Genomic DNA, 22,947 nt, shown 5'->3' on the forward strand with positions numbered 1-22,947 from the left:
AACTCTTCCTATTTGGCTGCCGGGGCGCTTGAAGAACCCGCATTACCACCTTTATCCTTCATGGATACGATAGCCACATTTTTAATATCGTTTTTCGCAAGCAAATCGGTGATACTGACAAAATCCTGGAAACTGGCTTCGGCATCAATTTTCAATGTGACTTTTTGATCTTTATTCCATTGACTAATTTCCGCTTCCAACGCTTCTTGAGAAATCGCTTTATCATTGAAATACAGCTCGCCATTTGCTGTTACGGTGAGCAATTTGGCTAATTCGTCCGATTTAAACGCCACCGCTGTACTGGCTTTCGGTACATTTACTTGAATTTTGCCTTGCGAGATAAAAGATGCGGTAACCAATACAATCGCCAACAATACCAGCATGATGTCGATAAAAGGAATAATATTGATTTCATCAAATTTTTTCACGGCTATTCCTTATCTTTTTGTGAATTTAGCACTTTCCATTTCAAACGGTTCACTTCAATTTTACGGTTTAAACCGTTATAAAACACCATAGAAGGAATCGCCACTAAAATACCCAATGCGGTGGCCTTCAAGGCTAAAGAAAGATGTAACATAATTTCGCCGGCATCTACATTACCGCCGCCCTGACCGATTTGGTAGAACGTGAGTAAAATCCCGATAACCGTCCCCAATAGCCCTACATAAGGCGCATTTGCCCCGACAGTAGAAATAATCGTCATATTGCGATTCAAATCGATGTCCAAAGCATGAATATTGGAATATTTTCCGACGTTAATTTTGCTCAAAAAAATGAAACGCTCAATGGCCATCGCAAGCATAATTACGCTCATCAAAAGCAAAAGTCCGATAATAATGTAATCGCTATATTGTTGAAGAAATTCAAAAAGTTGAGGCATCGTTTTATCCTTAATCTTAAATAGAAAAGTAATTGAGAATTAGTTTCAATTAGGTGGGAAATTCTAGCAAAAGGATAGAATGCCGTAAATACGAATTATTTAATAAGACAACAATTTTCGACCACACTTTGATTCAAAATAAAAAGCGTGGCCAATTTTTAAAGCTGTTGGTGGAGAAAATCCAATACTACTTGATGATGCTCGCCGGTTTTAAATTTATCGAAAACATGCTGAATTTTACCGCTCTCATCAAGCAAAAAGCTAACACGATGAATACCGTCATAAGTTTTGCCCATAAATTTTTTCTCGCCCCATACACCGAATTGTTCTGCCACTTGATGATCTTCATCAGCCAACAAAGTGAAGTTAAGATCTTTTTTGTCGGCAAATTGTGCCAATTTTTTAGGACTGTCCGGACTGATACCCAAAATTACTACGCCTAATTTTTCCAATTCGTTTTTGGCATCACGTAAACCACAAGCCTGCGTAGTACAACCCGGCGTAAGCGCTTTCGGATAAAAATAAATCAGTACTTTTCGACCTTTAAATTGCGCTAATGAAACAGGTCGATTATTTTGGTCGTTTAATGTAAATTGCGGCACCGCATCGCCTGCTTGTAATGTTTTCATAGAAAATCCTCCATTTTCAAAATAAAAAATGATTTGCAAATTTGAGCTATTTTAGCGATCCTAACGAATACTTTTCAAACATAAAAATCATAACGCATAAACGGAGGTTCTATGTCTACGCAAAATTCCTTATTTTCCGGCAGCATCGTAGCTTTAATTACACCGATGAATAGCCACGGCTGCATTGATTTTGATACTTTAGAAAAACTGGTTGAATATCATATCGACGCCGGCACTGATGCCATCGTCTCCGTTGGCACCACCGGCGAATCCGCAACGCTGAGTATTGAAGAAAACGTGAAAGTAATTGAAAAAACCGTAGAACTTGCCAAAGGCAGAATTCCGGTTATCGCCGGCACCGGTGCGAATGCTACCAGCGAAGCCATCATGATGACCAAACTATTGCGCGATAGCGGCGTGGCGGGTTGTCTTTCAGTCGTACCTTACTACAACAAACCAACCCAAGAAGGTATGTATCAACACTTCAAAGCAATCGCCGAATGTACCGACTTACCCCAAATTCTTTACAACGTACCTGGACGTACCGGCAGCGATATGAAACCGGAAACCGTGGCACGTTTGGCGAAAATTAAAAATATCATCGGTATTAAAGAAGCGACCGGCGACGTCAGCCGCATAACCGAAATTAAAAAATTAGCCGGCGACGATTTCATCGTATTAAGCGGCGATGACGCGACCGGTTTGGAAGCAATGAAGCTCGGCGCAGAAGGCGTAATTTCAGTTACCAATAATCTTGCAGCCAAAGACATGGCGGAGATCTGTCATTTAGCCCGCGCCGGCGAATTCAGTAAAGCGGAAGCCATTAATGCCCGTTTAATGGCGCTCCACCATGATTTATTTGTCGAATCCAACCCGATTCCGGTGAAATGGGCGGCTTATCGTCTAGGCCTCATCAAATCACCATTTCTACGCTTGCCGCTCACCGTATTAAGCGAAAGCGCACAACCGAAAGTCGAAGCAGCATTAAAAACTGCCGGCTTGCTTTGATTCCCTCAGAGTCGAATATTCGACTCTAAATTAATTAGAAAATTGACTGTCAAAGTGCAGTCATTTTTTATTTATTTAAAGGATTTCTCCATGAAAAAACTACTTTTAGGATTAGCGAGCATCCATTTATTATGCGCTTGCTCCGGCGATCCCGAAAAACAACAAAATGCCAATGACACCTATCAGAAATCAGATGCCTCCGTACCCAATTTTTCTCCATTGGCCAGCGGCGGCGTAAATTTGCCTAAAGCGGACAATACCTTCGAATTGCCACAAGTTGATATTAAAAAAAGCGCCACCATCGACATTCGCCCGCCGTCCGTTCCTCTGGCTATCATCAAAAATTCCCTAACCCAATTTGACGGCGAACGTGCACTTATCGTGTATTCAGAGGAGCAAACCTCTCTTTATAACCTCCAACAGATTCAACGTTTATTAAAAGAAGAAGGCATTGATTCCACGCTCAATGGCGCGATTTTGCTGACGGATTGGCATAGCACCGGACGCGCCGACGATAAAGCCGACACCGAAATTCGTTATCAAGTGGAGCAGGTATCCGTACGCGATAGCGGCGCGTTAGCGGTTTCAGTAGCACAAATGCGCCGCGACGGCATTTTATTTACGCCGGATATCACGGAAAAACAACGCTATACGGCCGATCGTTTGAATCGTTTCGTAGCGGCGCTGACCAACGCCTATAACAAGCAACAACAAGATTTGAGCAACGCCACCGTCGGCCCATTTCAATCTACTTTAATCACTGACAGCAACGGCAAAACTGCATTGAGCATGGAAGCAACCTTCGCGCAAGCTTGGCAAAAATTAAGTTATGCGTTACCAAAAATCGGCTTTGAAACCCAATCTGCTACGCCGGGACGCGGGCAGCGCGAACTTAAATATTCGCCATTAGATAATGAGGAATGGTTGCGTTTGGGCATAACCCGACCAGATTTAGAAAAAGGCACTTACTTTATGCAACTCTCCGCCGTTGGCAAACAAAGCGCACTGGTAATCAGCGATGAAAAAGAGCATGCGCTTACCGATGAAACCGCCCGAGCGATTTATCGCGCATTAAGCACTTTACTTGCACAATAAAAGCAGCGGCGGACAGAACCGACAGACGCCGGCGTTTATCGAAGATTTATTGAATCAAAGCATGATTTTGTGATTAAAAAATAGCACCGCATTGGAACGCTTCCAATGCGGTGCTATTTTGAATGTTCAACTAAACTATGGGGCAAAAAATACCATTAATCTTTTTTGTTTATAAAATAATCATGTCATCGCGATGAAGCGCCACGGCGCCGTATTCGTAGCCGAGAATCGCTTCGATATCTTGCGACTTTTTACCTTTGATTAACAGCAACGCATCACTGTTGTAACGCGGCATGCCAAGCGCAATGTCTTTGCCCGCCGGATTGCGGATTTTCACCACTTCGCCGCGCGAAAAGCGGCCTTCCACCGTAACGATACCGGCTGGCAGCAGCGATTTATTTTGCTCAAGCATGGCTTTTTCCGCGCCCTCATCAATCGTCAACACACCGGCGCATGGCGCGGCAAACAGCCATTGTTTGCGACTTTCCAGACGATCTGATTGGTGCGCGATAAACTTGGTTCCAATGCGGTGCTCGTGGGCAAGATCAAAAATCACATTCGGACGAGCGCCCGGAGCAATAATCGTTTCTACACCGGACCGTGTCGCCACATCTGCCGCGATAATTTTCGTCATCATGCCGCCCGTGCCAAGGTGGGTGCCACTGCCGCCCGCAATGGCGCGAATATGCTCGGTAATTTGCTCCACCACGGGAATGAGTTGCGCGTCGGGATTCTTACGCGGATCGCTATCAAACAGCCCTTGTTGATCCGTCAGCAAATAAAGCTGTTGGGCTTGCACTAGAATAGCCACCAAGGCGGATAAATTATCGTTGTCGCCCACTTTAATTTCTGCCGTCGCCACGGCGTCATTTTCGTTAATCACCGGAATAATTCGATTATCCAACAATGCGTGCAAGGTGTCGCGCGCATTCAAAAAACGTTCGCGATCTTCAATATCGGCGCGGGTCAACAAAATTTGTCCGATGTAAATATCATAAATCGCGAACAATTTTTCCCAAGCTTGAATCAACTGGCTTTGTCCCACCGCTGCGAGCAGTTGCTTGGAGGCGATGGTCGGCGGCAGTGACGGATGATTCAAGTAATGACGCCCGGCGGCAATCGCTCCGGAAGTGACGATCAGCACGCGATAACCTTGCTGATGCAGTTGCGCAATTTGGCGCACGATGTCCACCATGTGCGGCGCATTTAATTTCGGCGATCCTAAAGTTAAAGTGCTGGTGCCGAATTTCACTACAATCGTTTTTTTATTCATTTTTAGCTCGCTTATCGTTATTTTACCGGGTCGAAACGCCACATACGTTAGCATCAAAGCGGTTAAAAAGCATTAAAATTATGCGGCGCTGTGATATAGTGCGGACGCATTTTAAGGAGAAGTTTTATGACGTTTAGTTTAATCGTTGCCGCCACCTTAAACGGCGTGATCGGTAAAGATAATCAAATGCCTTGGCATCTGCCCGCCGACCTTGCTTGGTTCCGTCAAAACACGACCGGCAAACCGGTGATTATGGGGCGTAAAACCTTTGAAAGCATTGGCCGCCCGTTGCCGAAACGAATAAATATCGTGCTTTCCCGCAAGCCTTACGAATACGAAGGCGTAATTTGGAAGGAAAGCCTCGAAAGCGCACTGGAGGCGGTTAAAGAGTCAGAAGAAATTATGTTGATCGGCGGCGGCGAATTGTTCAAACAATATTTGCCGTATGCGGATAAATTGTATTTAACTCAAATCCAAGCGGACATCGACGGCGATACGTTTTTCCCTTTATTGAACTGGGACGAATGGGAAATTGAATTCGAACAATACCGCGAGAAAGACGAGCAGAATCCTTATGCTTGTCGTTTTTTAATTTTGCGGAAAAAGCTGAAAACAGACCGCAAAATTTAAAGCAAAAACATGGAACAACAACCTTTGATTTCAGCACCGCATTGAATTCGCGCCGGACGGCAAGATCGAATTTGCTGAATATCGGTTTAACATAAAAAACGGTATTTCAATAAGAAATACCGTTTTTCTTAATTTACTTCTTTTACCCGTAACTCTTTCGGAACTTCAAAGAACATATTTTCTTCCAAGCCTTGAAGCTCTTCCACGGTGGTGACGCCGAATTCTTTCAGTCGGGAAATAATAGATTGCACCAGTTCTTCCGGAGCGGATGCACCGGCTGTAATACCGATGGTTTGCACGCCATCAAACCAATCGGCGCGAATATCTGAAGGATCATCCAAAAGCTGTGATTTCACCCCCATCCGAGAAGCCAATTCCGCCAAACGATTAGAGTTAGACGAGTTTTTAGATCCTACCACAAGCACCAAATCCGATTGTTTCGCCAGTTCACGTACCGCTTCCTGACGGTTGGTGGTGGCATAGCAAATGTCGTTTTTATGCGGGCCTTGAATAGCGGGATATTTTTCTTTCAGGGCCGCGATGGTTTCCACCGTGTCGTCTAAGGACAGCGTGGTTTGCGTCATAAAAGTGAGTTCGTCATTTTCCTGCACCGGTAAGCGTGCAATATCTTCCACGCTTTCGATCAAATAAATGCCACCGTCGTCATTACTATATTGCCCCATGGTGCCTTCCACTTCGGGATGGCCTTTATGCCCAATTAAAATGGCTTTGGTGCCTTTGCGACTGGCACGCGCCACTTGCATGTGCACTTTGGTTACCAATGGGCAAGTGGCGTCGAAGACTTTCAGATTGCGTTCTTTCGCTTCCTGACGCACCGCTTGGGACACGCCGTGGGCGGAGAAAATCACAATGGCGCCGTCCGGTACTTCGCTTAATTCTTCCACAAAAATGGCACCGCGTTCACGCAAGCCGTTCACCACGAAACGGTTATGTACCACTTCATGCCGCACATAAATAGGCGCTCCGTGAATTTCCAGCGCCAGCTCCACGATGCTGATGGCACGATCCACGCCGGCACAGAAACCACGCGGATTAGCTAAAATTATCTTCATTTTTGACCGCTCTTCTGTTCGTCTTTTACTTTTTTCTTTTCGCTTTTGAACGCGTCTAACGCCAACAAACAGGCGCCGATACAAATGGCAATGTCCGCTACATTAAATACCGGATAATGATAAATATCCCAATAAAAATCCAAGAAATCCACCACAAAACCGTTATAAGCGCGATCGGCCATATTCGCCATCGCGCCACCGATAATCAATGCATAAGCCGCATTTTGGAGTTTTTGTGTTGCACGGTTTTTGGCTAAGAAATAAATCAACATACCGGAAATCCCCAACGCCAACAGGATAAAGAAATATTGCTGCCAACCGCTATGATCCGCCAAAAAGCTAAAGGCCGCACCATAGTTGCGTACGTAAGTCAAATTAAATACCGGCAGTACATTCACGCTTTCGTATAAATCGAATTTTTGCACCACAATATATTTAGTGAGCAAATCAAGCACAAAAGCCACTGCACTAAGCCAAAGAAAAGAAAGACCGGATTTATTTTTTGCCATAAGGATTCCTAAATAAAGAAAAGTGCGGTCAAAATTTGCAAGATGATGTCGCCGTTGCACAACGCTGAAATTACTCTCACAAAATAGCACCGCATTGGAGCCGTTTTCAATGCGGTGCTATTTGTTCAACATAAATCCATCTTTCAGTCGGATGGCTTTATATCTTTGCTACATCATATGCCTTTGCTGGTACCGAAAGTTAACCGTACTTTTGCATTTTAAAAGTAATGATTACGCAAAGTAACGGATTTCGCCGTTACCTGCCACATTTTCCACGCAACGCGGACAAAGGGTCGGATGTTGCGGGTTGACGCCGATTTTGTCGGAATAATGCCAGCAACGCGGGCATTTTTCGCCGTTGGAACGCGCAACGCTCACCGCAATGCCTTCCAATTCGCCCTCTGCTACATCAGCAGGTTTATCCGCCAACGGTTTAACTACTGCTTTGGAAGTAATCAGCACGAAACGGAGTTCATCGCCGAGTTTTTCCAATAACGCGCGATATTCATCGTTAGCATAGACGGTGACTTCCGCCTCCAAACCACCGCCGATCACTTTCTCATTACGGGCGATTTCCAGCACGCGGTTCACTTCGGAACGCACTTTAATCAGGGCTTGCCAGTAAGCGTCGTCTAATTTTTCACTTTCATCTAAGCCAAATAAGCCTTGGTAAAACTCTTCGGTAAACACGAATTCGGCGCGCGGCGTAGCGGTTTTCGGTAAGTAACCCCAAATTTCATCCGCGGTGAATGACAGAATTGGTGCCATCCAACGCACCAACGCTTCTGCAATATGCCATAAGGCGGTTTGGCAACTACGACGGGCAAGGCTGTCCGCTTTGGTGGTGTATTGACGGTCTTTGATAATATCAAGATAGAACGAGCCCATTTCCACCGAGCAGAAACGCATTAAGCGTTGCACCACGGCATGGAATTGATAGTTGTCGTAGGCGTCTTTAATTTCGTTTTGCGCCTCTAACGCACAAGCCACCGCCCAGCGATCCAAGCTAATCATGTCTTCCGCTTTCACTGCGTCGCGTTGTGGATCAAAGCCGTTTAAGTTTGCCAACAAGAAACGCGCCGTGTTACGGATACGACGGTAGCTGTCCGCCGCGCGTTTTAAGATTTCGTCAGACACCGTCATTTCGCCGGTGTAATCGGTGGACGCCACCCATAAACGTAAAATATCGCCGCCGAATTTATCCATGACTTCTTGCGGTGTCACGATGTTACCGATGGATTTAGACATTTTGCGCCCCTGACCGTCCACCGTGAAGCCGTGTGTTAATACTTGTTTATACGGCGCTTTTTTATCTGTGGCGGTGGAAAGCATGAGCGAAGACATAAACCAGCCGCGGTGTTGGTCGGAACCTTCCAAATACATATCGATGTCTTGACCATTAAATTCCGGACGATTCGCCACAACAGAAGAATAAGTGGAGCCGGAATCGAACCACACGTCCAACGTATCCGGCACTTTGCGGTAAGTTTCCGCATCTGCACCTAATAATTCTTTTTCGTCTAAATCCCACCATGCCTGAATGCCGGCTTTTTCTACGCGTTTTGCCACTTCCTCAAGCAATTCCAACGTGCGCGGGTGCAATTCTTCGGTTTCTTTGTGCACGAATAAAGTCATCGGCACGCCCCAAGTACGTTGACGGGAAATACACCAGTCAGGACGATTTTCCACCATTTTTTCAATGCGCGCTTGACCCCAGTCCGGAATCCAACGCACTTGTTTGATTTCACCCAAGGCTTGTCCGCGTAAACCTTGGGTTTCCATACCGATGAACCATTGTGGTGTGGCGCGGAAAATAATCGGCGTTTTATGACGCCAGCAGTGTGGATAACTGTGTTTAATCTTATCTAATTTCAACAAGTTCCCCGTTTCTTGTAATTTTTCGATGACCAACGGATTGGCCTCAAATACGCCTTTGCCTGCAAAGAACGGCGTACTGGAGATAAATTTACCATCATTTCCTACAAGACCTGCCATTGGCACATTATATTTTTGGCTCACAATAAAGTCGTCCAAACCGTGATCCGGTGCCGTATGCACCAAACCGGTACCGCCGTCAGTAGTGACATGATCGCCTAAAATTAAAGGCACGGTGAAATCATAAAACGGATGATGGAAACGCAATAATTCAAGATCCATACCTTTCGCCGAACCTAAAATTTCTATATTTTCAATGCTTGTTGCTTTTACGACAGATTCCACCAGTTCCGCGGCTAAAATCACACGTTCGTCACCCAGTTGAACAAGTTGATACTCTAATTCCGGATTAATTGAAATCGCGCGGTTAGACGGCATCGTCCAAGGAGTAGTAGTCCAAATAACCGCAGAAAGTTTGCCACTGCCTTTACCCACGGCGTTGAATTTACCTTCAATTTCCACTGCACTTTCCGCCGGGAAACGTACATAAATAGACGGAGACACGCGATCTTCATATTCCACTTCCGCTTCCGCCAAGGAAGAACCGCAATCCAAACACCAGTGCACCGGTTTGGAGCCTTTGTATAAATGGCCGTTAGCAATCACTTTACCAAGGGTGCGGATAATATTGGCTTCGGTATGGAAATTCATGGTCAAATACGGATTATCCCAGTCACCCAACACCCCAAGGCGCACAAAGTCTTTTTTCTGACCTTCCACCTGTTCCGCCGCATATTCACGGCATTTTTGACGGAATTCCGCCGCCGAAATTTTCTCGTTCGGTTTACCTACCAAGCCTTCTACTTTCAGTTCAATCGGCAAACCGTGGCAGTCCCAGCCCGGGATATAAGGAGAATCAAAACCCAGCGCGGTTTTGGATTTCACGATGATGTCTTTCAGAATTTTATTAACTGCATGACCGATATGAATGGTGCCGTTGGCATAAGGAGGGCCGTCGTGCAAGATAAAAGATTTCTTACCTTTGCTTGCCTGACGAATTTTTTGGTAAAGATCTTTTTCATACCAATTTTTCAACATCACAGGCTCGCGTTTGGCTAAATCGCCACGCATCGGAAAGCCCGTTTCGGGTAGGTTTAGGGTATTTTTATAATCAGTCATGTTCTATTCCAGTGTTGTGTAAAAATTAAAATTTGTTTTAAGCCACTTGTTGCGGACTGTGCGTCACATCGCCCCGCCCTGCCAGTAATCCGTCAATGGAAATATCTTCATCCAACGCGTCCCAATGAATACCGCGACGACTGAGCTCATAATTTTCCAGCTCCGCTTTTGTCGCTCGTAACAATTTTGGAAACCAAACTAAAGGAATACCTAAAATACGCGCATCATCCAGCTCAACCCACATTATGTTTTCATCGAAACGTACATGTTTAGCCGAAGTAGTCATACCAAGCCTCCTTAAATTGTGGTTGATTGCTTTCAATAATTGAAAAAATTTCTCTCAATTCTTTAGAATTAAAGCCATCATTTCGTGCTAGGAAAATTTCCGGTTCCAACCAAAATTTTGCTTCCGATTCGGCGTTTCGAATGTGAATATGCGCGGGTTCTAAGGGATTACCTTCATTAGAGTAAAAAAAGAAAATATAACCTTTAAAACGTAAAATCACCGGCATTATTCAACTCCCTCAAGAAACGTTTTTGCCGTTTCCACATCCTGTGCGATCTGTTTTTTTAAATCCTCAAAGGAGGGAAATTTCATTTCGTTGCGGATTTTGTGGCAGAGTTCCACTTCCAACCATTGTCCGTAAAGATCGCCTTGAAAATCAAATAAATGCGCTTCTAATAATTGATTCATGCCGTTGATGGTCGGGCGTGTGCCGATGTTTGCCACACCGTTAAAAAGCGCGCCGGATTTTAACCGAACCTTTACTGCGTAAACCCCTTTCACCGGATTTACCTGACGGTGCAAACGGATATTAGCGGTGGGGAATCCAATGGTGCGACCCAGTTCGTTGCCGTGAATCACGCGCCCTAAAATGCGATATGGGCGTCCGAGCAATTTTTTCGCCAACGCTAAATCGTTCTTCGCCAAGGCTTCACGGATGGCGGTACTACTGATACGTAGTTCGTTCAGGCAAAAGCTGTGGCTATCTTCCACGGTAAAACCGAATTTTTCACCCGCTTGTTGCAACATGGCAAAATTGCCCAAGCGTTTGGCGCCAAATTTGAAATCGTCGCCGATACTTAAAAATTTCACGTTTAATTTGCGCACCAGCCAATCTTCAATAAATTGCTGTGCGGGCAAGGCGGCAAAAGAGCGGTCGAATTTCGCCACGATCACAATATCCACGCCTGCCTGTTCAAAGTAAAACAATTTATCGCGCAAATGCATTAAACGCGCCGGCGCGTTTTCGGTAGAAAAATATTCGCGCGGCTGCGGTTCAAACAGCATCACCACCATGGGCAAATGCAATTCATCGGCTTTCGCCCGCAAATGGCGCAAAATTGCTTGATGCCCTAAATGCACGCCGTCAAAATTGCCAATAGTCAATGCACTGCCTTGTAAAATCAGGCTTGCATTCGGTAGCCCTCGAATTAATTGCATGACCTCATCCGCGAATAAAAGAATTTCGGCATTATAGCGGTAAGCGAGCGGTTTGTCAGGTGTTCGTCGCGAAAAAGCAGATTGCCATACTAATCTAAAGATAATGTTAATCATGCTGCAAAAATGCACGCCAAACGGCCGCAAAGCGCGAGCGTATTTCCATTGTGTCCTCTCAAAATAGCACCGCATTGAAATCGCTTCCAATGCGGTGGTATTTTGAAGGTTCGGCCGATATCATCACAATCTCAACATTCTTTCGGCTTCTTTTGCTCGAACTAAGAATTGCTTACGTTCCGCCGTACTCATGCCGCTGCTGGTTCCGGGTAACTTCACGGAAAGTGGGTTTACCGGGCGTCCGTTGATGTGAAATTCATAATGTAAATGCGGCCCCGTCGAAATTCCGGTATTTCCGGAAAGCGCGATACGTTCGCCTTTTTTCACCGTTTGTCCGGCGCGCACTAAAGAGCGGCTTAAATGCATATACACAGTTTGATATTCACGCCCGTGACGTAAGACGATATAACGACCCGCGCCACCGCCTTGATAAGCCACTTTTTCTACCAAAGCGTCCGCCGGCGCGATAATTGGCGTGCCTTGTGGCACCGAAAAATCCACGCCCTTATGCGGACGAACCCGCCCCGTCACCGGATGACGACGATTTGGATTAAAAGGAGAAGAAACCCGCGCCTGACGTTGTAACGGATAGCGTGCAAAACCTTTGCCTAAAGTTTCGCCTTGTTGGTTGTAATAACGGCCATTTGTCGCTTGAACGGCATAATAACTTTTGCCTTCGGCCACGATGTGAATCGCTTCCACGTTGCCTTGACCGGTGAGTTTATCGCTTAAGTATTCACGCGAAACCAATACGGAAAACCGACTGCCTTCTTTAAGTTTTTGTAGGCTGATTTGCCATTGCAATGCGCTGCTCAATTGAGCGATCTGGCGCCCGTCCAAACCTAAGGCGCGCAAACCGGCTGCCAAAGAACCGTTTACTTGGCCTTTCAACACTTCTTTTTTCCAAACGCTTTGTTTTTCTAAAATCTGACGTTTAAATTTGCCTTCTTCCGTCCGTTCATAAATGCGTTCTTCTTTTTCCGAAACGAGCCAGTTTAAATATTCCAACTGCTCACTTTTATCCAAAATCCAATAAAATTGCTGACCTGCTTTCAAACTCTGCAGTTCGGGATAGGAAGCGATAAGTTGTTTCGCCGTATCGTCTTCTAAACCGGAAAGCTCTAACACATCTTTTAACGTGTCGCCTTGCGCAACGGTGTAGCTGAATTGATCAGTAATACGCAGCGCTTGATCTGCCGCGTCTAATAAACCGCTTAAGGCGTCTTGGGCATTTTGCGGAAGCGCGTCGAGTTCATCGAATTGTGGCTTGACTTCTTCCGCTTCGTCATCTTGCGCTTGCAATTCATCGTCGTAAGAGGTGGCGTCATCCTTTTGCGGAGCATTCGTCGGCGGAGTATTTTGTGTCGTTTTGTCGGTTTCTTCGGGATGGAGAGATTGATATTGCGTGTCGTCGATCATTTCCGGTGCAAGCTCGCTTTGCACGCTCGCGTCGGATTGCGCGCGGTCTTTCAGTCCCAACATCGCACCGCTAAAAATAAGCGCCAATGCGACAAAAAAAATCGCCGCTTTAATGCGGGATTTTCGTTTTCGTCTGTCGCGGGCTAATTTAACGTGTTGCAAAACGGGTACCTGATAAAAATAAGACGTCTGTCAGACTGCCAATCGTAAAAGAGGTTCATTTTACATGAAAACGATGCAAAACGGAGGCAAAATTTGCCGTATCGAAACGGAACGCCTTGAGAAAAAAAGCAAAATACGCTAATGTTACGCGCTAAATTTTACACAGGCGACATTATGCAAATTCGTTCCGTGCAACGCGATCCACTTTCTCCATTAATTGAACTCAAAAATATCAATGTGGCGTTCGAACAAAAAACCGCGTTACAAAATATCAATTTAAACATTTACCCCAATTCCATCATTACCATCGTAGGCCCGAACGGCGGCGGCAAATCCACTTTGCTGAAAATCCTATTAAAATTGCAAAAGCCGACATCCGGCGAAGTGATTTATCACAAAAACGTACGCATCGGCTACGTACCGCAGAAAATTCATTTAGATCACAGTTTACCGCTCACTGTAGAACGTTTTCTCGCCTTAAAAAAAGGCGTCACGGCCGGTGAAATCAGCACCGCATTGGAGCAGCTTTCCGTCGCGCATTTGCGTAATAACAATATGCAACGCTTGTCGGGCGGAGAAATGCAGCGCGTGTTATTGGCGCGTGCCATTTTGAATAAACCCAATTTGTTGGTGCTAGATGAACCGACTCAAGGCGTGGATATCAGCGGCCAGGCGGAGCTTTATCAACTGATTCAGCGAACCCAACAACAACTTAATTGCGCGGTATTAATGGTGTCGCACGATTTACATATCGTGATGGCCGACAGTAAAGAAGTGTTGTGCATAAACCAACACATTTGCTGCGCCGGCACGCCGGAAACCTTATCGAACGATCCGACCTTTATGCGCTTATGGGGCGACCAACTCTCACAAAATGTCGGCTTTTATACGCATCATCATAATCATCATCACGATTTACACGGCGACGTATGCGCTTGCAACGCTTCTACCGAACGTGGTCGGCATTAAGGAACGCCTATGTTTGAAATTCTTTTTCCGGCCTTGTTAAGCGGCATTTTGCTTTCACTCATCACCGCACCGCTTGGTGCGTTTGTGGTGTGGCGCAAAATGGCCTATTTCGGCGATACGCTATCGCACTCCGCCTTACTTGGCGTAGCATTGGGCATTTTCTTACAAGTGAATCCTTACTTGGCAATTGTCATGCTCACGCTACTTCTTGCCGTCGCCATGGTATGGCTGGAAAGCAACACACAATTTTCCGTCGATACTTTACTCGGCATTATTGCCCACAGCTGTTTGTCGCTCGGCGTAGTCACCGTCGGTTTGCTGAAAAACGTGCGAGTGGATTTAATGGGTTATTTGTTCGGCGATTTATTGGCGATCAATTACACGGATTTAATTTACATTAGCATCGGCGTGGTTACGGTATTAGCCGTGCTCATTTATTTTTGGCAACCGTTGCTTTCCGCAACGGTTTCGCCGGAACTTGCCCAAGTGGAAGGCGTTAACATCAAAAAGATGCGTTTTATTTTGATGATTTTGACCGCCTTGACCATCGCGTTAAGTATGAAATTCGTTGGCGCGCTGATTATCACCTCCTTACTGATTATCCCTGCCGCTGCCGCGCGACGCTTTGCCCGAACACCCGAATCGATGGTTTTCAATGCGGTGCTCATAAGCATGTTCGCCGTCATCGGCGGTTTATTGCTGTCGGCATTTTACGACACGGCGGCCGGCCCTTCCGTGGTGATTTGTTGCGCATTTTTATTCGCGCTTTCTTTATTCAAAAAAGAACCTTTGTAAGCGCCGCCAACCAGTGAAAAGCATTTGCGCCGCCTCTGAATTCTTGATAAAGTGCGGCCAATTTTTTACGGTATTATTTAGGACAAAAAAATGAACCAGGAATATTTAGATTTTGAACTGCCGATTGCGGAATTAGAGGCAAAAATCGAAGCCCTACGCGCGGCATCCGACGATAAAGTCGATCTCAGTGACGAAATTAAACGCTTACAAAAGAAAAGCGACGAATTGACCCAAAAAACCTTCGCTAATCTGGATGCTTGGCAGGTTTCCCGCATGGCGCGCCATCCGCATCGTCCATACACATTAGATTATATTGAGCATATTTTCACCGAGTTTGAAGAACTCGCCGGCGATCGCGCGTTTGCCGACGATAAAGCGATTGTAGGCGGTTTGGCGCGTTTGGACGGGCGTCCGGTAATGGTAATTGGGCACCAAAAAGGTCGTACCGTGAAAGACAAGGTGAAACGTAACTTCGGTATGCCGGCGCCGGAAGGTTACCGTAAAGCGCTGCGTTTAATGGAAATGGCGGAACGCTTTAAATTACCGATTATCACCTTCATCGACACGCCGGGCGCTTATCCGGGCATCGGTGCGGAAGAACGCGGTCAGGCGGAAGCAATTGCTCGCAACTTGCGCGAAATGGCGCAGTTAACGGTGCCGGTGATTTGTACCGTCATCGGCGAAGGCGGTTCCGGCGGCGCGTTAGCTATCGGTGTGGGCGACAAAGTTAATATGTTGCAATATTCCACTTACTCGGTAATCTCGCCGGAAGGTTGCGCATCCATTCTCTGGAAAAGTGCGGAAAAAGCCTCGACTGCCGCAGAAGTAATGGGTTTGACCGCCGCGCGTTTAAAAGAATTAGGGTTAATCGACAATATCGTGCAAGAGCCATTAGGTGGAGCTCATCGTGATTACGCAACGATGGCAGCGAATCTTAAACAACGCTTAAGAAAAGATCTCGCCGAACTCGACAAACTGGATCAAGAAACATTGTTACGCCGACGTTACGATCGCTTAATGTCTTACGGCTACTGTTAAAGCCATTAAAAAAAGAGCGGTTATGTCAGCCGCTCTTTTTTGATCCTTAAAGAAAAGCTTCAAAAAGAGACGAACATGAAAAACGTACTTTCCATTCAATCCCATGTGGTGTACGGCTTTGCCGGCAATAAATCAGCCACTTTCCCGATGCAGTTGCTTGGCATCGATGTATGGGCGCTCAACACCGTACAATTTTCCAACCATACCCAATACGGCAAATGGACGGGCATGGTGATCCCGCAAGAACAAATCCGTGAAGTGATTAGCGGCTTGGATGACATCGAAAAACTACAACAATGCGATGCGCTGCTTTCCGGCTATTTAGGCTCGGCTGAACAGGTTGATCAAATTCTTTACGCCTTGCAACAAATCAAAAAACGTAACCCTAACGTTCTTTATTTGTGCGATCCGGTGATGCCGAATGCAGAAAAAGTCTGCGTTGTGGCGAACGGCGTACGCGAAGCTTTAATTGAAAAAGCGATTCCCGTCGCAGATATTATGACGCCAAACTTAAGCGAATTGCGCGAACTGAGCGATTTCCCTATCAATAGCTTTGACGACGTCTTGCAAGCGGTGCGCGCGTTGCTTGCCAAAGGGGTAAAAAAAGTGTTAGTGAAACACTTGGGCAAAGTGGGCAAAATTAACGATCCCGACACCTTTGAAATCATTATGGCGACACCGCAAGGCATATGGCACTTAAGCCGGCCACTTTATCGGTTTGATTTCGAACCCGTGGGCGTGGGCGATTTGATTGCCGGAACTTTCTTGGCAAATTTACTTAACGGCAAATCCGATGTTGAAGCCTTTGAAGCCATGAATAACGAAGTGACCGGCGTGATGAAAACCACCTTTGATCTCAACTCCTATGAATTGCAAACCATTGCCGCACGTTTTGAGATCTTAAATCCGAGCAGCAACTACAAAGCCGAAAAAATCGCCTGATGGATCTGTTTTCCGCTTTTACACGCCAAATTGAACAAACCGCCGTACGACAAGTACTCATTGCTTTCAGCGGCGGTTTGGATTCCACCGCGTTAGTTTCGCTTTTTCAAAAACTGCGTGAAAAATGCGCGCATTTCAACTCCAATCTAACCTTACGCGCCATTCATATTCATCACGGACTCAGCGCCAATGCGGATCATTGGGCGGCACATTGCCTAAATATATGCGAGCAACTCAAAATTCCATTAATCATCGAACGCGTGCAAGTGGACGGTCGAAACGGCATCGAGGCCGCAGCGCGCGAAGCGCGTTACCGGGCGATTCGTCGCCATATTCGGCCTAATGAAGTCTTAGCGACGGCGCATCATTTGAATGACCAAACGGAAACCTTTTTTCTCGCGCTCAAACGCGGCAGCGGCTTGCGGGGACTGGCTTCAATGCGGTGCTCAAACGAACTGTTGGGAATGCCGATTTTCCGCCCATTACTTAATTTTAGTCGCGAGCAATTGGAAGGTTATGTCCGTGCGGAAAAACTGGCTTGGATTCACGACGAAAGCAATGACGACGAGCGCTACGAGCGCAATTTTCTGCGTCATCGAATTTTGCCCGAACTACGCGAGCGCTGGCGCCATTTTGACGAATCGGTGGCGCGTTCGGCGCAGCATTGCTTTGAACAGCAACAACTTATTGATGAATTACTACAAGAAACCTTCGCGCAACATTGCCAAACGCCGACAGAGTTTCAACTGTTTGATTTTGCCCGATATTCACCCGCCAAACAGGCGGCGCTGTTACGTAAATGGCTGGCGATAAATGGTTGCGAAATGCCGAGTAAATATCGGTTGGAGCAATTGATTCAAGATGTTATTTGTGCCAAAGAAGACGCCAACCCCGCATTTCGGCTTAATGAGAAAGTGCTCCGCAGATACCAATCTTGTTTATATCTTACGAGCGACTTCCTCGATCTTGACGGAATCTGTCTTGAATTGAATGATTCCGTGCTTGTTCTACCCGATAATCTTGGGGAACTTGATTTAACTTGTACGACGGAAAAATTCATATTCCGCTGGCAACGATATTCCATTGAATTACCGCCGACAAATTTGCCGATTTTCGTTCGTTTTGGTTATCACGGTAAAGTGAAACGTCACCCGAACCGTCCATGCGAAACCATCAAAAAAATCTGGCAAGAACTTGCTGTGCCGCCTTGGCAACGAACACGAATTCCGCTGATTTTTTACGGCGACGAACTGCAAAGCGCACTCGGTTTTTTCCGTGTTTTCAAGCCGGCAAAAAATTAAAGAAGCATAAGTTGGAGTCGCAAAATAGCACCGCATTGGAAGCCGCTTCAATGCGGTGCTATTTTGTGAGGTCAATTCAGGCTTGGGCAACAGCTACATAATTTTGCGTTAATTTGATAGAATGCCCGTGTTTTCATTTCTCACTAAGGAAAGTCAATGTTTGATTCTCTTGTCGTGCAATTCGTGGTGCTTTGGGCGGTCATCGACCCAATCGGTTCGATTCCTGTTTATCTTTCCAAAACCATCGGATTTTCCCTTGAAGAACGCCGCAAAATCGCACGCAATGCAGTAGTCATTTCCGCCGGCATTCTGCTTTTCTTTTTAATCGGTGGCCAAGTACTGTTCGAAGCCATGCAAGTGCCGCTTCCTGCCTTCCAAATCGCCGGTGGTTTGGTACTTTTCTTATTTGCCTTAAGCATGATTTTTGGTGAAAGCAAACCGGAACAAGAAATGAAAATGAAGGCAAATATTACCGAAATCGCGGTCTATCCGATGGCTGTACCGTCGATTGCCTCTCCCGGCGCAATGATGGCTATCGTGTTACTGACGGACAACCATCGCTTTAACTTCACCGAACAATTTATCACAGCGGGAATAATGCTGACGGTGTTGTTAATTACCTATATTTTACTGCTTGCTGCAAACCGTATTCAGCACTTTATCGGTAACTCCGGAGCAGCCATTATTAGCCGTGTGATGGGGTTAATTTTGGCAACGGTAGCGGTGAATAATGTGCTAATCGGGCTGAGAGACTTTTTTACTCATGTAGCATAAAAGACTATGTCAGTCTTCGGTAGACACATTTGTTACACGATCGAAATAGCACCGCATTCATATCCCATAATCAATAAGTTCATCAAGCCTCAAACAAATTTAGTAATAAAAAAATCTGCATCCTACTTAATCGAAAACAGTTCGATCTTTCGGATGCAGATTTAAATAAGCGTTATTTGTTATGAAATTATTCGCCCAAACGCTCTTTAATACGAGCCGCTTTACCGGAAAGTGCACGTAAGTAGTAAAGTTTCGCTTTACGTACCGCACCTTTACGTTTCACCACGATGCTATCAACTGCCGGAGAGTGAGTTTGGAATACACGTTCAACGCCAACACCGTTGGAGATTTTGCGTACGGTAAATGCAGAATGCAAGCCACGGTTACGAATTGCAATAACCACGCCTTCGAACGCTTGCAAACGACGTTTGCTACCTTCAACAACCCATACTTTCACTTCTAAAGTGTCGCCCGGGCGGAAGCTAGGTACGTTTTGTTTTAACTGTTCTTGTTCAAGTTGTTTAATGATGTTAGACATTTTTGATCCTTTTTGATCCTAGAGTTAACTGAGTTTACTGTTATATTCGGCTTGCACCTGTTTTAACAGCTTACGTTGTTCGTCAGTCAGAGCTAGGCCTTCCAGTAGCTCAGGGCGTCGTAACCATGTTCTCAATAACGATTGCTTTAATCGCCATTTGCGAATTTCCTCATGGTGTCCCGACATCAGCACGGGCGGCACGGTTAATCCGTCAAGCACTTCGGGGCGCGTATAATGCGGACAATCAAGTAATCCATCAGCAAACGAATCTTCCTCAGCGGAAGCCTGTTTACCGAGCACACCGGGAATAAATCGGGCAACTGCGTCAATTAACGTCATTGCCGGCAATTCACCGCCGGTTAATACATAATCGCCTACCGACCATTCTTCATCGACTACGGTTTCAATCAACCGTTCATCAATGCCTTCATAGCGGCCGCATAACAAAATCAATTTCTGATTCTGTGCTAATTCTTCTACACCTGGTTGGTCAAGTTTACGACCTTGTGGCGAGAGATAAATCACTTTTGCACCTTCGCCTGCTACTGCTTTTGCTGAATCGATCGCATCCTTTAATGGTTGCACCATCATCAGCATTCCCGGACCTCCGCCATAAGGACGGTCATCTACAGTTTTATGCTTATCGTGCGTAAAATCTCTTGGATTCCAGCACCGCACTTGTAACAGGTTTTGCTTAACAGCCCTGCCGGTTACTCCGTATTCCGTAATTGCTTTAAACATTTCAGGGAACAGACTTATTACCCCAATCCACATAATTTAGCCTTAAGTTTTGAGCCTTATGTTAATGTTACCGCAAAGCGCTACGGCATACCTGAGATTAGAAACCAGCGTCCCAATCCACTGTAATCGTCTTAGTGGCGGGATCGACTCTTTTAACTACTTGTTCATACAAAAACGGTATTAACCGTTCCTGTTTTCCGAAAGCATCTTTCAGGTTGGCTTTCACCACCAACACATCATTGGAACCGGTTTCCATCATTTCAGTCACGGTTCCCATGGCATAACCTTCCAGATTGACTACCGAGCAACCAATTAAATCGTGCCAGTAATAATCACCTTCTTCCAAAGTTGGAAATACCGATAAATCAACGCCGATTTCCACGTTTGCCAGAATTTGCGCCGCTTCTCGATCATCCACGCCTTTTAATTTCACAACCAGTTCGTGATTATGATGACGCCAGTTTTCCAACTCAGTCGGTTGCCATTGCCCTTTGATTTTCAAAAACCAAGGTTGATATTCAAAGATACTTTCAGCTTGTTCTGTGGATGAATAAATGCGTAACCAACCGCGAATGCCATAAGTCGAGCCTAATTTGCCGACGGTTTCGATTCTTTGTTGTTGCATCTTCATCACCTCTTAAAAGTAAAATTAAGCGGCTTTTTGCACTTCTTTTACTAAACTCGCAACGCGATCGGACAATGAAGCACCTTGACCAACCCAGTGGTTAACTCGGTCTAAATCGATACGAACACGTTCTGCTTTACCTTGTGCGATTGGATTGAAAAAACCGATACGCTCAATGAAACGACCATCACGCGGTGAACGGCTGTCAGCAACAACGATTTGGTAAAATGGGCGTTTTTTAGCTCCGCCACGAGATAAACGAATGGTTACCATAACCTTCCTCTAATAATTTGATTACAAAAAGAAAACCCTCAAATATCGAAAGTTAAATGAGAGTTAAACTTACTTTTTTCTCTGTATATATAGACAAAAAGCGCGAAAATTCTACACCTTTTGAACAAAAAGGCAAGTTAAAACCGATTTTTAGAAAGATAAAAGACAAAATAAAAACAGCCTTACTCTAAAAAATAAGGCCGTTTTGACAAATTTTTTAACGATCAGTAAACACCTTGTGCCAACATCGCATCAGCCACTTTTACGAAGCCGGCAATATTCGCACCGACCACATAATTAATATTCACTTGCTCCGCAACACTACCGTATTTTTTACAGTTTGCATGAATATCCAACATAATGCGGTGTAATTGCGCATCTACTTCTTCAGCGGTCCAATATAAACGTTGCGAACTTTGTGCCATTTCCAAGCCGGAAGTCGCCACACCGCCCGCATTCGCCGCTTTGCCCGGCCCGAATAATACGCCGGCCTCTAAAAATGCGTCGGTCGCCTCAATCGACGTTGGCATATTCGCACCTTCGGCCACTAACTTCACACCATTGGCAATTAATGTTCGTGCATCGTCAATTTCCAACTCATTTTGAGTTGCGCAAGGAAGGGCGATATCCGCTTTCACTTCCCACGGACGTTTGCCGACAAAATATTGAAGTCCGAATTGTTCCGCGTAATCTTTTACACGACCACGTTTTACATTTTTGATTTCTAATAATGTCGCTAATTTTTCAGTTGTAAAGCCTTCCGGATCGTACACATAACCGGCAGAGTCAGAACAAGTCACCACTTTCGCGCCTAATTGAAGGGCTTTTTCAATGGCGTATTGCGCCACATTGCCGGAACCGGAAACGGAAACGGTTTTGCCGGAAAAGCTGTCGCCTTTTTCCGCTAACATTGCTTGCGCGAAGTACACTAAGCCATAACCGGTTGCTTCCGGACGAATTAAACTGCCGCCAAAAGAAAGACCGCGGCCGGTAAATACGCAAGCGGCTTGGTTAGACAATTTTTTCATATAGCCCGCAAGATACCCCACTTCACGGCTACCGACACCGATATCGCCTGCCGGCACATCGGTATCCGGACCGATATGACGATAAAGTTCCGCCATCAAGGCTTGACAAAAACGCATAACCTCCGCATCTGATTTACCTTTCGGATCAAAATCTGAACCACCTTTAGCACCGCCCATCGGCAAGGTAGTCAGCGCATTTTTGAAAATCTGTTCAAACCCTAAGAATTTTAAGATGGATAAATTCACCGACGGGTGGAAACGCATACCGCCTTTGAATGGACCGATAGCACTGTTAAATTGCACGCGAAACGCTCGGTTTACTTGAATTTGCCCGTTATCGTCGGTCCATGCCACTCGAAACTGAATGGCACGTTCGGGTTCGACCAAACGCTCCAACAAGGCTTCAGAGCGATATTTTGGATTTTTCTCCAAGAATGGCCAGATTGAAGTGAACACTTCACGCACGGCTTGTAAAAACTCGGGCTGGTGAGCGTCACGTTGAGCGATTTTAGTTAAAAATGCGTCTAAGGATGCGACTGTTGACATAATGTGTTTCCTCTTAGTTTCGTTGATGTTGTGTGTTTGTTTTTATTGTGAAGCACCGTCTGTAAACGGAGTGGAAACAATATG

The 22,947-nt window shown here is 45.6% G+C and carries 25 protein-coding genes; 9 read left to right on the plus strand and 16 right to left on the minus strand.

The features are described 5' to 3' along the window. Positions 1 to 8: 8 nt before the first annotated feature. The 3 genes from exbD to bcp form a co-directional block, all read right to left on the minus strand. Positions 9 to 428, minus strand: a complete 420-nt coding sequence (gene exbD / locus AB3F25_RS07550; RefSeq protein ID WP_373603236.1) for a TonB system transport protein ExbD — start codon at positions 426 to 428, stop codon at positions 9 to 11. A 2-nt stretch (positions 429 to 430) separates the two neighbouring features. Then, complete coding sequence (exbB, locus tag AB3F25_RS07555) at positions 431 to 883, minus strand: TonB-system energizer ExbB (protein ID WP_373603237.1); 453 nt, start codon at positions 881 to 883, stop codon at positions 431 to 433. Between the two features lie 158 nt (positions 884 to 1,041). Continuing rightward, positions 1,042 to 1,512, minus strand: coding sequence for a thioredoxin-dependent thiol peroxidase (gene bcp / locus AB3F25_RS07560; protein WP_373603238.1), 471 nt, complete (start codon positions 1,510 to 1,512; stop codon positions 1,042 to 1,044). A gap of 111 nt (positions 1,513 to 1,623) precedes the next feature. Between bcp and dapA the strand changes: the two genes are divergently transcribed. Together dapA and bamC are read left to right on the plus strand one after the other, a co-directional pair. After that, positions 1,624 to 2,520 (plus strand): 4-hydroxy-tetrahydrodipicolinate synthase, encoded by an 897-nt coding sequence (dapA, locus tag AB3F25_RS07565; RefSeq protein ID WP_373603239.1) that lies wholly within the window; start codon positions 1,624 to 1,626, stop codon positions 2,518 to 2,520. Between the two features lie 90 nt (positions 2,521 to 2,610). Continuing rightward, on the plus strand, positions 2,611 to 3,615 hold the full coding sequence (bamC, locus tag AB3F25_RS07570) for an outer membrane protein assembly factor BamC (protein WP_373603240.1): 1,005 nt from the start codon (positions 2,611 to 2,613) through the stop codon (positions 3,613 to 3,615). Between the two features lie 169 nt (positions 3,616 to 3,784). On the opposite strand, the gene proB is transcribed toward bamC, so the two are convergent. Then, entirely contained in the window at positions 3,785 to 4,888 is a 1,104-nt protein-coding gene (gene proB / locus AB3F25_RS07575; RefSeq protein WP_373603241.1) for a glutamate 5-kinase, read from the minus strand. 126 nt (positions 4,889 to 5,014) lie between these two features. Here proB and folA point away from each other — a divergent pair, with 126 nt between their 5' ends. Further along, complete coding sequence (gene folA, locus AB3F25_RS07580; RefSeq protein WP_373603242.1) at positions 5,015 to 5,518, plus strand: type 3 dihydrofolate reductase; 504 nt, start codon at positions 5,015 to 5,017, stop codon at positions 5,516 to 5,518. Between the two features lie 128 nt (positions 5,519 to 5,646). On the opposite strand, the gene ispH is transcribed toward folA, so the two are convergent. The 7 genes from ispH to mepM form a co-directional block, all read right to left on the minus strand. Then, positions 5,647 to 6,591: a 4-hydroxy-3-methylbut-2-enyl diphosphate reductase gene (gene ispH, locus AB3F25_RS07585; RefSeq protein ID WP_373603243.1), complete on the minus strand. Its 945-nt coding sequence runs from the start codon at positions 6,589 to 6,591 to the stop codon at positions 5,647 to 5,649. After that, the gene (gene lspA, locus AB3F25_RS07590; RefSeq protein ID WP_373603244.1) at positions 6,588 to 7,100 is read right to left on the minus strand and encodes a signal peptidase II; all 513 of its coding nucleotides are present in this window, start codon (positions 7,098 to 7,100) and stop codon (positions 6,588 to 6,590) included. Before lspA ends, ispH begins: the two co-directional genes overlap by 4 nt. Positions 7,101 to 7,331: 231 nt before the next feature. Further along, positions 7,332 to 10,154, minus strand: coding sequence for an isoleucine--tRNA ligase (gene ileS, locus AB3F25_RS07595; RefSeq protein WP_373603245.1), 2,823 nt, complete (start codon positions 10,152 to 10,154; stop codon positions 7,332 to 7,334). 37 nt (positions 10,155 to 10,191) lie between these two features. Then, positions 10,192 to 10,440, minus strand: coding sequence for a DUF2442 domain-containing protein (locus tag AB3F25_RS07600; RefSeq protein WP_373603246.1), 249 nt, complete (start codon positions 10,438 to 10,440; stop codon positions 10,192 to 10,194). Continuing rightward, positions 10,424 to 10,666 (minus strand): DUF4160 domain-containing protein, encoded by a 243-nt coding sequence (locus AB3F25_RS07605; protein ID WP_373603247.1) that lies wholly within the window; start codon positions 10,664 to 10,666, stop codon positions 10,424 to 10,426. The genes AB3F25_RS07600 and AB3F25_RS07605 overlap by 17 nt, the downstream gene beginning before the upstream one ends. Continuing rightward, the gene (gene ribF / locus AB3F25_RS07610) at positions 10,666 to 11,598 is read right to left on the minus strand and encodes a bifunctional riboflavin kinase/FAD synthetase (RefSeq protein ID WP_373603248.1); all 933 of its coding nucleotides are present in this window, start codon (positions 11,596 to 11,598) and stop codon (positions 10,666 to 10,668) included. The genes AB3F25_RS07605 and ribF overlap by 1 nt, the downstream gene beginning before the upstream one ends. Positions 11,599 to 11,835: 237 nt before the next feature. Beyond that, complete coding sequence (gene mepM, locus AB3F25_RS07615) at positions 11,836 to 13,293, minus strand: murein DD-endopeptidase MepM (RefSeq protein ID WP_373603249.1); 1,458 nt, start codon at positions 13,291 to 13,293, stop codon at positions 11,836 to 11,838. A 174-nt stretch (positions 13,294 to 13,467) separates the two neighbouring features. Here mepM and znuC point away from each other — a divergent pair, with 174 nt between their 5' ends. The 6 genes from znuC (at position 13,468) to AB3F25_RS07645 (ending at position 19,112) form a co-directional block, all read left to right on the plus strand. Further along, on the plus strand, positions 13,468 to 14,262 hold the full coding sequence (gene znuC, locus AB3F25_RS07620; RefSeq protein WP_373603250.1) for a zinc ABC transporter ATP-binding protein ZnuC: 795 nt from the start codon (positions 13,468 to 13,470) through the stop codon (positions 14,260 to 14,262). Positions 14,263 to 14,271: 9 nt separating this feature from the next. Beyond that, the gene (gene znuB, locus AB3F25_RS07625; RefSeq protein ID WP_373603251.1) at positions 14,272 to 15,057 is read left to right on the plus strand and encodes a zinc ABC transporter permease subunit ZnuB; all 786 of its coding nucleotides are present in this window, start codon (positions 14,272 to 14,274) and stop codon (positions 15,055 to 15,057) included. Between the two features lie 90 nt (positions 15,058 to 15,147). Further along, a complete protein-coding gene (gene accA / locus AB3F25_RS07630) occupies positions 15,148 to 16,095 on the plus strand; it encodes an acetyl-CoA carboxylase carboxyl transferase subunit alpha (RefSeq protein WP_373603252.1) in 948 nt (315 codons plus the stop codon). 75 nt (positions 16,096 to 16,170) lie between these two features. Continuing rightward, positions 16,171 to 17,037, plus strand: coding sequence for a pyridoxal kinase (gene pdxY / locus AB3F25_RS07635; RefSeq protein ID WP_373603253.1), 867 nt, complete (start codon positions 16,171 to 16,173; stop codon positions 17,035 to 17,037). Continuing rightward, entirely contained in the window at positions 17,037 to 18,338 is a 1,302-nt protein-coding gene (gene tilS, locus AB3F25_RS07640) for a tRNA lysidine(34) synthetase TilS (RefSeq protein WP_373603254.1), read from the plus strand. The genes pdxY and tilS overlap by 1 nt, the downstream gene beginning before the upstream one ends. Positions 18,339 to 18,494: 156 nt before the next feature. Beyond that, a complete protein-coding gene (locus AB3F25_RS07645) occupies positions 18,495 to 19,112 on the plus strand; it encodes a MarC family protein (RefSeq protein WP_373603255.1) in 618 nt (205 codons plus the stop codon). Between the two features lie 187 nt (positions 19,113 to 19,299). On the opposite strand, the gene rplS is transcribed toward AB3F25_RS07645, so the two are convergent. The 5 genes from rplS to gdhA form a co-directional block, all read right to left on the minus strand. Continuing rightward, the gene (rplS, locus tag AB3F25_RS07650; RefSeq protein WP_006719364.1) at positions 19,300 to 19,650 is read right to left on the minus strand and encodes a 50S ribosomal protein L19; all 351 of its coding nucleotides are present in this window, start codon (positions 19,648 to 19,650) and stop codon (positions 19,300 to 19,302) included. Between the two features lie 24 nt (positions 19,651 to 19,674). Beyond that, complete coding sequence (trmD, locus tag AB3F25_RS07655) at positions 19,675 to 20,424, minus strand: tRNA (guanosine(37)-N1)-methyltransferase TrmD (protein ID WP_373603256.1); 750 nt, start codon at positions 20,422 to 20,424, stop codon at positions 19,675 to 19,677. Positions 20,425 to 20,488: 64 nt separating this feature from the next. After that, the gene (rimM, locus tag AB3F25_RS07660; RefSeq protein WP_373603257.1) at positions 20,489 to 21,016 is read right to left on the minus strand and encodes a ribosome maturation factor RimM; all 528 of its coding nucleotides are present in this window, start codon (positions 21,014 to 21,016) and stop codon (positions 20,489 to 20,491) included. A 24-nt stretch (positions 21,017 to 21,040) separates the two neighbouring features. Further along, on the minus strand, positions 21,041 to 21,289 hold the full coding sequence (rpsP, locus tag AB3F25_RS07665) for a 30S ribosomal protein S16 (RefSeq protein WP_194812935.1): 249 nt from the start codon (positions 21,287 to 21,289) through the stop codon (positions 21,041 to 21,043). 224 nt (positions 21,290 to 21,513) lie between these two features. Continuing rightward, complete coding sequence (gdhA, locus tag AB3F25_RS07670; RefSeq protein ID WP_373603258.1) at positions 21,514 to 22,863, minus strand: NADP-specific glutamate dehydrogenase; 1,350 nt, start codon at positions 22,861 to 22,863, stop codon at positions 21,514 to 21,516. Positions 22,864 to 22,947: the final 84 nt, after the last annotated feature.

The organism is Aggregatibacter sp. HMT-949 (assembly GCF_041734645.1).
Classification (GTDB): domain Bacteria; phylum Pseudomonadota; class Gammaproteobacteria; order Enterobacterales; family Pasteurellaceae; genus Rodentibacter.